The sequence below is a fragment of the Streptomyces sp. NPDC003456 genome (assembly GCF_042878735.1).
In the GTDB taxonomy this organism is placed as follows: domain Bacteria; phylum Actinomycetota; class Actinomycetes; order Streptomycetales; family Streptomycetaceae; genus Streptomyces.
The window spans coordinates 670968-683861 of record NZ_JBIAOK010000005.1 but is presented as its reverse complement, the minus strand read 5'-3'; the positions used below and the strand labels follow the sequence as shown (position 1 = coordinate 683861).

8 protein-coding genes and 1 pseudogene are annotated in these 12894 nt (G+C 71.2%); 1 reads left to right on the top strand and 8 read right to left on the bottom strand.

Going from position 1 to position 12894, the window contains the following annotated elements:
* Positions 1-67 precede the first annotated feature (67 nt).
* The 8 genes and pseudogenes from ACFYWG_RS24080 to ACFYWG_RS24045 form a co-directional block, all read right to left on the bottom strand.
* Positions 68-3799 carry a ThuA domain-containing protein gene (locus ACFYWG_RS24080; protein ID WP_389203448.1) on the bottom strand — a complete coding sequence of 1244 codons (3732 nt, stop codon included), beginning with the start codon at positions 3797-3799 and terminating at the stop codon, positions 68-70.
* Positions 3800-4065: 266 nt separating this feature from the next.
* Positions 4066-5064, bottom strand: a complete 999-nt coding sequence (locus ACFYWG_RS24075; protein WP_376324211.1) for a sugar phosphate isomerase/epimerase family protein — start codon at positions 5062-5064, stop codon at positions 4066-4068.
* 13 nt (positions 5065-5077) lie between these two features.
* On the bottom strand, positions 5078-6289 hold the full coding sequence (locus ACFYWG_RS24070; RefSeq protein WP_389203445.1) for a Gfo/Idh/MocA family protein: 1212 nt from the start codon (positions 6287-6289) through the stop codon (positions 5078-5080).
* Positions 6290-6344: 55 nt separating this feature from the next.
* Complete coding sequence (locus ACFYWG_RS24065; RefSeq protein WP_376324206.1) at positions 6345-7391, bottom strand: substrate-binding domain-containing protein; 1047 nt, start codon at positions 7389-7391, stop codon at positions 6345-6347.
* Between the two features lie 17 nt (positions 7392-7408).
* Positions 7409-8428 carry an ABC transporter permease gene (locus tag ACFYWG_RS24060; RefSeq protein WP_383504684.1) on the bottom strand — a complete coding sequence of 340 codons (1020 nt, stop codon included), beginning with the start codon at positions 8426-8428 and terminating at the stop codon, positions 7409-7411.
* Positions 8425-9942 carry a sugar ABC transporter ATP-binding protein gene (locus ACFYWG_RS24055; RefSeq protein WP_383504687.1) on the bottom strand — a complete coding sequence of 506 codons (1518 nt, stop codon included), beginning with the start codon at positions 9940-9942 and terminating at the stop codon, positions 8425-8427. The genes ACFYWG_RS24060 and ACFYWG_RS24055 overlap by 4 nt, the downstream gene beginning before the upstream one ends.
* A gap of 362 nt (positions 9943-10304) precedes the next feature.
* Positions 10305-11486, bottom strand: a complete 1182-nt coding sequence (locus tag ACFYWG_RS24050; protein WP_376324199.1) for an ROK family protein — start codon at positions 11484-11486, stop codon at positions 10305-10307.
* 215 nt (positions 11487-11701) lie between these two features.
* Positions 11702-11930, bottom strand: a pseudogene (locus ACFYWG_RS24045) (FCD domain-containing protein); the annotation flags it as partial.
* Positions 11931-11994: 64 nt separating this feature from the next.
* On the opposite strand from ACFYWG_RS24045, the gene ACFYWG_RS24040 reads away from it, so the two are divergent.
* Positions 11995-12792, top strand: a complete 798-nt coding sequence (locus tag ACFYWG_RS24040; RefSeq protein WP_389203441.1) for a hypothetical protein — start codon at positions 11995-11997, stop codon at positions 12790-12792.
* Positions 12793-12894: the final 102 nt, after the last annotated feature.

Sequence of the window (12894 nt, the reverse complement as noted above, 5' to 3'; positions counted from 1 at the left end):
GAACCGAGGGGGGACGGAGGGAGGAGAGACGGCGGGCGGGGGTCCGGCGTCCCCCGCCCGCCGCCGTTCACTGGCCCTGGACGGGCAGTTCCTTCAGCTGGATGTTGCGGAAGGAGACCTGGTCACCGGCGCCGTGGTTCTGCAGGCCGATGTAGCCGTCGGTCAGGCTCCGCTCGGGGTCCTTGTTCGTGAAGTCGTTGATCTTGACTCCGTTGAGGAACACCTGGAGGCGTTCGCCCCGGACCTTGATCTCGTAGGAGTTCCACTGGCCGGGCGGCCGCAGGACCTGGTCACGGGCCTTGATGTCGGCCGACTTGAAGGAGTAGACCGAGCCGGTGGTGCGGTCGGGCGCGTCCGTCGCGTCGATCTGGATCTCGTAGCCCTTGTTCACGGCGGACCAGGGATCGTCGGAGGCCGGGAAGCCCACGAAGATCCCGGAGTTGTCGTCGCCCCGCATCTTCCAGTCGAGTTTAAGAGAGTACGACGTCAGCTCCTTGGCCTGGTACCAGAGCAGGCCCATGCCGCCCTCGGACTCCATCACGCCGTCCTTGACGACGAACTTGCCGGGGCCGGCCTGCTTCCAGCCGTCCAGGGTCTGGCCGTTGAAGATCTTCCGGTAGTCCTTGCTCGGCTTGCAGTCCGCCTTCACCTGGCCGGTGGCGTACTGCAGGCCGCCGAGCAGGTGGGCGCGGAAGGCCTCGTCGGCGTAGGACTCCTTGGTGTGGCCGCCGCCGGTGTAGAAGGAGCGGCCGCCGCCGTAGCTCTGGCACCAGGCGATCGGGTGGTCGCCCTTCATGGTGCCGCCCTGGTAGGTGGTCTCGTCCAGGGTGGCGAGGACCTTGGCCTGCTCACGCGGGTTGGTGCGGTAGTTGTACCACTCGTCGGTGCGCTCCCAGGTGTCGCCCAGGTGCGCGGTGGACGGGTGGTCGTGGTCCTCGACGCGGACGGTGGCCTTCTGGATGGCCGGGTGCGAGTGGAACCAGGCGCCGACGAGGCCGCCGTAGAACTCCCAGTCGTACTCGGTGTCGGCCGCCGCGTGGATGCCCATGTAGCCGCCGCCGCCCGCCACATAGTCCTCGAACGCCTTCTGCTGCCCGGCGTCGAGCACGTCGCCGGTGGTGGACAGGAAGGCGACCGCGTCGTACTTGGCGAGGTTGGCCGTGGTGAACTGCCGTGCTTCCTCGGTGGCGTCGACCGTGATGCCGGCGGGGGCGCCGAGCTCCTTCAGCGCGGTGATGCCGGCCGGGATGGAGTCGTGGCGGAAGCCGGCGGTCCTGGAGAAGACCAGGACCTTCTTGCCGCCCTTGAAGGGCTGCTTGGAGAACTCGAAGTCGTCCACGTCGAACAGCGCGCCCTCGCCGCCCTTGAAGACCAGGTAGATGTCGGTGGTCTTCTTCGGCAGCGCCCGCAGCGGCACGTCGACGTTCTGGAAGGTCTCCCAGCCGCCGGTCGGCGGGATGTACGCCGAGCCGTGCAGTGGTCCCTCGGGCGAGCCGGTGCGCAGTTCGACGAAGCCGCCCGCGCCGCCGGAGGAGGCCCGCACGGTCACCTTCTTCTGCCCGTCGAACCGGTAGGGGCTGAAGGAGATCCAGTCGCCGTCGTCGACGTCCCCGACGGTCTTGCCGCCGTTGGCGCCGGTCTTGTCGATCACGGACACGCCGGAGTGGGCGGTGAAGTGCTCGGCCTGGCGGTGCAGCGGCTGCAGTACGGAGCGGGCGGTGCCGGTCAGGGCCTCCTGGCCGTTGGCCCCGCCGTCGGTGTAGCTGGCGCCGACGACACCGTAGATGTCGGCGTTGGGGTCGTGGCCCCCGTCACCGGGCGGCGGCTTCAGGGTGCCCTCGCAGCCCGTCTCGCTGGTCAGCTCGTGGGCGTGGGAGTCGTGGCCGAGGCTGTAGGCGACCTTGACCTTGGAGCAGTCGACGGTCTCCTCGGGGTCGGTGACCGTCACCTTGAACGGCACGGGTTCGCCGAAGGCGGCCAGGGAGCCGTTGCCGGGTACGTCGATGCGCACCTTGGGTTCGGTGTTGCCGACGACGATCCGCACGCTGGCGTTGCCGGTGTTGCCCTCGGGGTCCTCGGCGGTGAAGGTGGCGCTGTAGGTGCCGGCCTTCTTGTAGGTATGGGTGGGGTTGAGGCCCTCGCCCTCGGTGCCGTCGCCGAAGTCCCAGCTGTAGGTGAGCTGCGGTGAGTCGGCGTCCTTGGCGGAGCCGGTGAACCTGACCTTGAGGCCGGCCGCGCCGGAGGTCTTGTCGGCGCTCACCTCGGCGATCGGGGAGAAGCCGTCCTCGGCGTTCTCGATGCGGTACAGCGCGGAGTTCTCGTCGCCCTGGAACCAGGAGACGCCGTAGTCGAGGACGTAGAGCGCGCCGTCGGGGCCGAACTCCATGTCCATGATCTGGGTGCCGGTCCACGGGAAGTCGTTGATCTTCGCGACCGTGCCGTCGGGTCCGTCGGAGGTCTGCTCGATCCGCTTGATCCAGCGGCGGCCGAACTCACCGGCGAAGAAGTCTCCGTCGTAGGCCTCGGGGAACTTCACGCCGGAGTCCAGCTCGGGGTCGTAGCGGTAGACCGGGCCGGCCATCGGGGACTCGGAGCCGCTGCCGAACTCGGGTACGGAGCCGCCGTCGTAGGGGATCCAGGCGGCCTGCGCGGGCGGCAGGTCGACCAGGCCCGTGTTGTGCGGCGAGGTGTTCTTCGGGGCGGCGCAGTCGAAGGTCTCGCCGGACTCCTTCGTGGCGAAGTCGTAGTCGACGTAGGCATCGTTGTCACCGGTGCAGAAGGGCCAGCCGAAGTTGGCGGCCTTGGTCACCTTGGCGAACTCGACCTGCCCGGCCGGGCCGCGCTCGGGGTCGGCGGCGCCGGCGTCGGGGCCGTAGTCGCCGACGTAGACGATGCCGGTCTTGTCGTCGACGCTCATCCGGAACGGGTTGCGGAAGCCCATCGCGTAGATCTCGGGGCGGGTCTTCTCGGTGCCCGGGGCGAAGAGGTTGCCCTCCGGGACGGTGTACGAGCCGTCCTCGGCGACCTTGATGCGCAGGATCTTGCCGCGCAGGTCGTTGGTGTTGCCGGAGCTGCGGCGGGCGTCGAAGGCCGGGTTGCGGTTCGGGCGGTCGTCGATCGGCGTGTAGCCGTCGGAGGAGAAGGGGTTGGTGTCGTCGCCGGTCGACAGGTAGAGGTTGCCGTCCGCGTCGAAGTCGATGTCGCCGCCGACGTGGCAGCAGGTGCCGCGGGAGGCCGCGACGTCCAGGACCTTCTTCTCGCTGGCGAGGTTCAGGGTGCCGTTGGCGTTCAGCGTGAAGCGGGACAGGCGGTTGACGCCGTCGAACTTCTCGAAGTCCTCGGCGGTGCCGGTCTCGGGGGCGTCGCCCGCGGGGGTGTCCAGCGGCGGGGCGTAGTACAGGTAGACGGCCCGGTTCTTCTCGAAGTCCGGGTCGATGCCGACGCCTTGCAGGCCCTCCTCGTCGTGGCTGTACACGTCGAGCTTGCCGGCGACCTTGGTGACGCCGCCCTGGTCGGTCAGGCGCAGCGTGCCGTCGCGCGAGGTGTGCAGGACGCTGCGGTCCGGGAGCACGGCGAGCGACATGGGCTCGCCCATCTCGGGTTCGCCCTTGGCGAGGGGGACCTGCTGGAACTGTCCTTCGGCGGCGGCCGGTCCGTCGTGCTCCGGGTGGCCGGGGTGGGCTCCGGCCACGCCGGCGGGGGTGCCCACGGCCAGGAGCAGGCCGGTGAAGAGGGCGAGAGAGGTGCGAAGCCTGGGCCGCCTGGGGGTGCGGGTGGTGCTGATTCTGCTTCTGTGCACGAAGTCCCTCCGGGAACGGGGTGGGCCGTACGGGGTGGGTCGAAGACGTGCGGTGCGCGGGCGCCGGGGTGCGCCGTCACCCCGGAGGTGCGTGTGTCCTGAACACTTCAAAGGACGGTAACCGGGTCCGTCCGGCCCGAACACCCCTTGCGCCAGGATCGGTTGAACTTTTTCCCATCACTGGACAAAGCGGTGTCCGCGCAGGCCGGAGAGGGGACCGGCGGTGGTGCCGGCCCCCGGTCCCCGGCCTGCGCCGGGTGCCCCGATCAGCTGTTGAACGCGGCGTCGAAGGACGCGCTGGGCGGCTCGAAGTCGAAGGCCTTCAGCCGGGTCAGGGCCTCGGGCGCCCCCTGGAGCCGGTCCATCCCGGCGTCCTCCCACTCGACCGAGACCGGCCCCCGGTAGTCGATGGAGCGCAGCATCCGGAAGACGTCCTCCCAGGGGACGTCGCCGTGCCCGGCGGAGACGAAGTCCCAGCCGCGCCGCGGGTCGCCCCAGGGCAGGTGCGAGCCCAGCCGGCCGTTGCGCCCGTCGAGGCGCTTGCGGGCCTCCTTGCAGTCGACGTGGTAGATCCGGTCGCGGAAGTCCCACAGGAAGCCGACCGGGTCGAGGTCCTGCCACACGAAGTGCGACGGGTCGAAGTTCAGGCCGAACGCCGGGCGGTTCCCGACGGCGTCCAGGGCGCGCCGGGTCGTCCAGTAGTCGTAGGCGATCTCGCTGGGGTGGACCTCGTGCGCGAACCGCACGCCCTCGGCGTCGAAGACGTCCAGGATCGGGTTCCAGCGGTCGGCGAAGTCCTGGTAGCCGGCTTCGATCATCGTGTCGGGGGCGGGCGGGAACATGGCGACCAGGTGCCAGATGGCGGACCCGGTGAAGCCGATGACGGTGTCCACGCCGAAGGCGGCCGCCGCCCGGGCGGTGTCCTTCATGCGCTCCGCGGCCCGCTGCCGGACGCCCTCGGGGTCGCCGTCGCCCCAGATCGCGTCCGGCAGGATCGCCCGGTGGCGTTCGTCGATGATGGCGTCGCAGACGGCCTGGCCGACCAGGTGGTTGGAGACCGCCCAGCACTTCAGGCCGTACTTGTCGAGGAGCTGGTGCCTGGACGCGACGTAGCCGGGGTCGCTCAGCGCCTTGTCGACCTCGAAGTGGTCGCCCCAGCAGGCGAGTTCGAGGCCGTCGTAACCGAAGTCGCGGGCCAGTCGGCAGACCTCCTCCAGGGGCAGGTCCGCCCACTGGCCGGTGAACAGGGTGAAGGTGCGCGGCATCCTGCGGGCCTCCTCAGAGGGCGATCGGCGTGTAGACGGAGTTCTTCTCTGCGCTCTCCTCGACCGCGGCGAGCACCCGCTGCACCTGGAGCCCGTCGGTGAAGGAGGGGTCGGGGCGGCGGCCCTCGGCGACGGCGTGGACGAGGTCGCGGGCCTGGTGCACGAAGGTGTGCTCGTAGCCGAGGCCGTGGCCCGGCGGCCACCAGGCGTCCAGGTAGGGGTGGTCGGGCTCGGTGACCAGGATCCGCCGGAAGCCCGCCTCCGCGCCGGGCCCGGTGCCGTCGTGGAAGGACAGCTCGTTCAGCCGCTCCAGGTCGAAGGCGAGCGAGCCGCGCTCGCCGTTGAGTTCGATGCGCAGGGCGTTCTTGCGGCCGGTGGCGTAGCGGGTGGCCTCGAAGGAGGCGAGGGCCCCGGAGGGGAAGCGGGCCGTGAACAGGGCCGCGTCGTCCACCGTGACCTGCCCGGCGCCGGCGGCCGTGACCGAGGACAGCCCGCTGCTGGCGCCGGTGGGCAGGGGCCGTTCGCGCACGAAGGTCTCCGTCAGTGCGGAGACCCCCGCCAGCGGCTCCCCCACCAGGTACTGCGCGAGGTCGACGATGTGCGCGCCGAGGTCGCCGAGCGCACCGGAACCGGCCTGCTCCCTGCGCAGCCGCCAGGTCAGCGGGAACTGCGGGTCGACCAGCCAGTCCTGCAGGTACGTCACGCGCACGTGGCGCAGCCTGCCGAGGCGGCCGTCGGCGACCATCCGGCGGGCCAGCGCGGTGGCCGGCACCCGGCGGTAGTTGAAGCCGACCATCGCGATCTGGCCGCGCCGGTAGGCCTCCTCGGCCGCCCGGGCCATCGAGGTGGCCTCCTCGACGGTGTTGGCGAGGGGCTTCTCGCACAGCACGTGCTTGCCCGCGGCCAGGGCGGCCAGCGCGATCTCGGCGTGGCTGTCGCCGGGGGTGCAGATGTCGACCAGGTCGACGTCGTCCCGTGCGACGAGGGCGCGCCAGTCGGTCTCGGTGGACGCCCAGCCGTGCCGGTCGGCCGCCGCCCGCACCGCGCCGGCGTCCCGGCCGCAGATCACGGCCATCACGGGATCCATCGGCAGGTCGAAGACCCGGCCCGCGGTGCGCCACCCCTGGGAGTGGGCGGCGCCCATGAAGGCGTACCCCACCATTCCCACGCGCAGGGGTGGCTTCCCTGCCTCGGTCCCTTCCGGCTGCGCTTGCGGCTGTCCCATACGGGTGTCCTCCTCGTCCTGGTCGGGGTGGCGCACGTGGGGGGTGCGGGTGGGATCACTTGAAGCCGGTGGACATGTACTGGTCGACGTTGGTCTTGTCGACGACGGCCGAGTAGAGCGTCAGCGACGAGGGGATCTCGAACTCGGAGAGGCCGCCGATGCCCTTGCCCTGGCCGAGGGCGCGGGCGAGGTCGATGGCGGAGGCGGCCATGGTCGGCGGGTACAGCACCGTCGCCTTGAGCACGCCGTCGTCCTGTTTGATGGCCTGGAAGGCGGACAGCGCGCCGGCACCGCCGACCATGAGGAAGCCGTCGCGCCCGGCCTGCTCGATGGCCCGCAGGGCGCCCACTCCCTGGTCGTCGTCGTGGTTCCACAGCGCGTCGAACTTCGACTGGGCCTGCAGCAGTTGGGCCATCTTCGCCTGGCCCGACTCCACGGTGAACTCGGCGGCCTGGCGGGCGACCTTCTTGATGTTCGGGTAGTTCTTCAGGGCGTCGTCGAAGCCCTGCGTGCGCTGCTTGGTCAGCTCGAGGTTGTCCAGGCCGGCCAGTTCGATGACGCGGGCGTCCTTCTTGTCCTTGAGCTTCTCGCCGATGTAGTGGCCGGCGTTGAGTCCCATGCCGTAGTTGTCGCCGCCGATCCAGCAGCGGTAGGCCTGCGGGGTGTTGAAGATGCGGTCGAGGTTGACGACCGGGATGCCGGCGCGCATGGCCTTCAGACCGACCTGGGTGAGGGCCTTGCCGTCGGCGGGCAGCACGACCAGGACGTCGACCTTCTTGTTGATGAGGGTCTCGATCTGGCCGATCTGCTGGGCGGTGTCGTTGGAGCCCTCGGTGATCTCCAGGGTGACGTCGGAGTACTTCTCGGCCCGGCTCTTGGCGTTGTCGTTGATGGCGTTCAGCCAGCCGTGGTCGGCCTGCGGTCCGGCGAAGCCGATGGTGACCTGCTTGCCCGGCTTGTCGTCGGCTGCGGGCTGGTTGTTGCCGGCCGGCTCGTCCTTGGACTCGGACGGCTCGTTGCTGGTGCAGCCCGTGATGAGGGCTCCGGCGGAGACGGCGGCGGCCCCGAAGAGCAGCCCTCTGCGGCTCGTGATCTCTGGCATGGCGGTGAACCCTTTCCTCAGGTCGTGCTCGCGGTACGGCGCTGGACCAGCACGGCGGCGACGATGATCGCGCCCTTGGCGATCTGCTGGACGTCGCTCTGCAGGTTGTTCAGGGCGAAGATGTTCGTGATCGTGGTGAAGATCAGGACGCCGAGCACGGAGCCGACGATGGTGCCGCGGCCTCCGGTGAGCAGCGTGCCGCCGATGATCGCGGCGGCGATGGCGTCGAGTTCGTAGAGGTTGCCGTTGGTGTTCTGTCCGGAGCCGGACAGGACGATCAGCAGGAAGGCGGCGATGCCGCAGCACAGCCCGGACAGCAGGTACAGGTAGAGCCGCTGGCGCCGGACATCGATGCCGGCGAGCCGGGCGGCCTCCGGGTTGCCGCCGACGGCGACCGTGCGGCGGCCGAAGGTGGTGCGGTTGAGCACCAGCCAGCCGATCACCGTCACGACGGCGAACACCAGCACCAGCGGCGGGACGCCCAGCACGTAGGCGTCGCGCTCGCCGAGGTCCAGGACCGACGGCACGGTGACGATCTGGGTCTTGCCGTCGGTGATCTGCAGGGCGAGGCCCCGGGCCGAGGCCAGCATGGCCAGGGTCGCGATGAACGGCACCATCGCGCCGTAGGCGATGAGCATCCCGTTGACCAGGCCGCAGCCGACGCCGACGACGACCGCGGTGAAGAGGATGCCGGCGAAGCCGTACTCCTGGGTGGCGACGGTGGTGGCCCACACCGAGGCGAGGGCGACGATGGCGCCGACCGACAGGTCAATGCCGCCGGAGACGATGACGAACGTCATGCCGACGGTGACGACACCGATCACGGACGCCTGGGTGAGGACGAGTTGGAGGTTGCGGGTGTCGAGGAACTCGTCGGGTTTGGTGATGCCCCCGATGAGGATCAGCACGGCGAGGACGCCGAGCAGGGACAGGGTGCGGACGTCGGCGCGGGCCATCAGGCCGCGCCAGGCGGGGGGCTGGGCCTGGGACACCTTGGTGGTGCTGCTGTCCCGCGGCGGGGAGACGGGCTGCGTCATGACGCCGGGCTTCCTTCCATGACCAGGTCGAGTACGCGGTGTTCGTCGAGTTCGCGCGCGGGTGCGGTGTGGACGACCCGGCCCTCGCGCAGGACCAGCACGCGGTCGGCGAGGCCGAGCACCTCGGGCACCTCGCTGGAGACCAGCAGCACGGCCAGGCCCTCGTCGGCCAGGCGGCGGACGACCGCGTAGAGCTCGGCGCGGGCGCCCACGTCGACGCCGCGGGTGGGTTCGTCGAGCAGCAGCACCTTGCAGCCGCGCAGCAGCCAGCGGGCGAGCACGGCCTTCTGCTGGTTGCCGCCGGACAGGGTGCGCACCGGCACGGACGGGTTGTCGGGCCGCAGCGACAGCTCGCGGGTGGCGGCCCGGGCGGCGCCGAGTTCGGCGCCCCGGTCGATCCACCCGCCGCGCGAGAAGCGGGACATGGAGGAGACCGACACGTTGCGGGTGACGGACTCCAGCATCAGCAGGGCCTGCGCCTTGCGCTCCTCGGGGGCGAGCCCGAGTCCGGCGCGCACGGCGGCCCGCACGCTGCCCGGCTTCAACGCCCGCCCGTCGACCAGCACCTGACCGGTCGTGGGCCGACGGGCGCCGTAGACGGTCTCCAGGATCTCGGAGCGCCCGGAGCCGACGAGTCCCGCCAAGCCGACGATCTCGCCCGGGCGCACCTCCAGATCCAGCGTCTCGAACTCGCCCTGCCGCGACAGCCCTCGCACCTTCAGGACGGGCTCGGCGGTCGGTGGGGAGACGGGCCGGTCCGGGAAGACGTACTCGACGTTGCGGCCGGTCATCAGGGCGACGACCTCGCGGGTCGGGGTGGACTTCGCCGGCAGTCCGTTCGCCACGGCCCGGCCGTCCTTCAGGACGGTGACCCGGTCGCCGATGCGGCGGATCTCCTCCAGGCGGTGGGAGATGTAGACGACGGCGACGCCCGCGGCGGTCAGGTCGCCGACGATGCGGAAGAGGTTGTCGACCTCGTCCGGGTCGAGGGCGGCGGACGGCTCGTCCATCACGATGAGCCGCACGTCGTGGGAGAGCGCCCGGGCCATGGACACGATCTGCTGCTGTGCGGCGGACAGGTCCCCGACGAGCCGGGCCGGGTCGATCTCGCCGTGGCCGAGCCGCTTGAGCAGCGCGGCGGTCGACTCCTTGGCCGCCCTGCCCCGGACGACGAACCCGGCAGCGGTCGGCTCGTGCCCGAGGTGGACGTTCTCGGCGACCGAGAGGTGCTCCACCAGGTCGAGTTCCTGGTAGATGGTGGCGATGCCGAGCCGCATGGCGGCGATGGGCGAGCGGAGGGTGACCTCCTCGCCGCGCCAGCGGATGGCGCCCGTGTCGGGCTGGTGCGCGCCGGCCAGGACCTTGATCAGGGTCGACTTGCCTGCGCCGTTCTGGCCGAGGAGGCAGTGCACCTCCCCGGCCAGGACGTCGAGGTCGACGCCGTCGAGGGCCCGGACTCCGGGGAAGGACTTGGTGATGCCGGACATGCTGAGCAGCGGTGGTTCTGGTGCCATGCGGATTCCCCTTGGCGGGCGGGCCGGTGACAGGGCGCTTGCCGGGCAGACGTGTTCGGCGCAGGGCAGGGCGGAGCAGGGCGCTGTGCCGGGTGAGCCGTGCCTGTGCCGGGTGCGGTGCGGGTGCGGGCGGTGGGCCGGGCTGGTGCGGGAGCGGGTGCGGAGAGCCGTGCTGGTGCGGGTGTGGGTGGGCCGACCCGGTGCGGTGTGGTGGCCGTACGGGCGGCGTGGGGTGTGCGCGGTGCGGGAGTGCTGTGCGGTGTGCGCGGTGCGGGAGTGCTGTGCGGTGTGCGCGGTGCGGAGTGCTGTGCGGGACTGCTGTGCTGCCGTGCTGTCGTGGAGGACTGCGCGGGCGAGACGGGCTACGCGGGAGAGAACAGGTGGTCGCTGATGAGCCGGGCTGCGCCGGTCACTCCGGCGGCGGGACCCAACTCGCCCAGGACGATGGGCAGGTTGCCGGTCGCCAGAGGCAGCGACTGGCGGTAGACCTGGGTACGGATCGCGGCGAGCAGGGTGTGGCCGAGGCCGGTCACCCCGCCGCCGATCACCACCAGGCCGGGGTTGAAGAAGCTGACCAGGCCGGCGATGACCTGGCCGGTGCGGTTGCCGCCCTCACGGATCAGTTCCAGGGCGGTGGCGTCCCCGGCGGCCGCCGCGGCGGCGACGTCGGCGGCGGTGAGAGCGCCGCCGGTCTCCAGCCGTGAGGCCAGTTCGGGAGAGAGCCCCTGCTGCGCCGCCTCCAGGGCGTCGCGGGCGAGGGCCGCTCCGCTGAAGTGTGCCTCCAGGCAGCCCCGGTTGCCGCAGGCGCACGGGCGGCCGTCGGGCACGGCCTGGATGTGCCCGATGTCGCCCGCGCTGCCCGTCGTCCCGCGGTAGACCTCACCGCCGACGACGATGCCGCAGCCGATGCCCGTGCCGATCTTGACGCAGAGGAAGTCGGCGACGGTGCGGGCGACGCCCGCGTGCTGCTCCCCCATCGCCATCAGGTTCACGTCGTTGTCGACCATGACCGGGCAGCCGAGTTCCTGGCTGAGCGCCTCCCGCACGGGGAAGCCGTCCCAGCCGGGCATGATCGGCGGCGCCACGGGGATGCCCTCGGGGAAGCGGACCGGGCCCGGAACGCCGATGCCGGCGCCGTCGAAGCCCTCCGCGAGCCCGGAGGCCCGCAGTTTGGCCGCCATCGCCAGGACCTGCTCGAAGACCGCGACCGGGCCCTCGCGCACGTCCATGGGCTGGTTGATGTGCCCGAGGGTCTCCAGCTCGGCGTTGGTGACGGCGACGTCGATCGAGGTCGCGCCGATGTCGACGCCGAGGAAACGCAGTTCGGGGTTGAGCCGGATGTTGTGGCTGCGGCGCCCGCCGCGCGAGGCGGCGAGTCCGTCGGCCACGACCAGCCGCGTCTCCAGCAGCCGGTCCACCTCCACGGCGAGCTTGGACCGCGAGAGGTCGACCTGGTCGCCCAGCTGGGCACGCGAGTTGGGGCCGCCGTCGCGCAACAGCCTGAGCAGTCGGGCCTGGTGCGCGTTCCCGGGTCGTGCGGTCATACGTCTCACGAGCCCCTCCCCGCCTCTTTCGGCCTCTGCGCGCCGGTTTTCCGCCACCAGCGGTGGCGTGCTTTCGGAGGGAACGTAGCAGCGGCTGCCGGGACTGGGAAGAAGTCGCGCAGGAATTGCCGCCGACTTTTTCCACTCACAGGACAAAGGCGAGGAGGCGAGGCTCACCCACCGGGCGAAAGCGACGGGGCGGTTCCGCCCGGTGCCTACGAGCGCCCTCGCGCGTGGTACGACCGCCGGGTGTGTTCGGTGTGCTCACCCATCAGCCGCGTGGCCCGCTGCTCGCCCCGCGCGGCCACGGCGGCGACGAGTTCGCGGTGCTCGATCCAGGACTGCCCGCCGCGCCGACGGGCCACCGGCGTGCAGTACCAGCGCACGCGCCGGGTCGACCTGCGCGGCGAGTTCGGCGAGGACCGTGTTGCCGGCCAGCCGTAGGCCCCATCCTGCTAGCCGCTTCGTCGCAGGTGTTGTGTCAGTGCCGCGTGCCACACTGCCGGCCATGTCGCTCGCTGATCTCACTCTTGACCTGTGGCGGACCTTTGATGAGGTCACCGCCCGGCGGATCGCCCAGAAGGCCGCCGACCACGTGGACGGCCGGGTGTCACTGGTCGAGGCCACCGAACACCTCGGTGCCCCGCTGCACCGCGTCCGTATCGAGCGGGACGGGCAGGAGTTCGCCCTGATACCCGGAGGCCAGGTGTCCCTGGGCTTCGACCTGAACACCTGGCAGCCGACCCCCCGGCAGGCCGCCGACTACGCCGAAAGCCGGGAGCAGGGCTACGGCTACGGGCCCGACCTGCACACCCACCTCGCGCGGATCCTCAGCGCTCCCCGCAGCGTCCACCTGGCCACCGTCCTCATGGCCGTGGAGGACGAGACCCTGACCGAACCCCCGGCCGACATACCGGCAGCCCTCTCTGCCCGTGGCCTGCGGATGCCGAGCCCCGACGAGTGGGAGCACGCCTGCGGCGCCGGGGCGGGCACCCTGTTCCGGTGGGGTGACGACTGCCCCCTCGACCGCATTCCCTACGGCGACGGCACCGGCCCCCACAACGACCTGAACGCCTTCGGCCTGCACATCGCCTACGACACCTACCGCGCCGAGCTGACCGGCGAGGTCACCGCGGTCCACGGCGGCGACGGGGGCGAGTCGGTGTGCGGCGGCTACGGCCACCTGCTGGCCTGGCTCCCCCTGGCGACCGCCAACCGCAACCCCGACACGGCCGAGTTCGTGCACGGACCCGACGGGGAAGGTCTGTACGACAACTTCTCCACGCGGCCGGTGCTCACGCTCTGAGCGACCGCCTGGAAGACCGTCCACCGCGGGCCCGGCGCCGCTGGGAATCCGGAACTCGCCTCGCCTGGCCGGACTGCTCGCATGGCAAGGACCGATGTCACT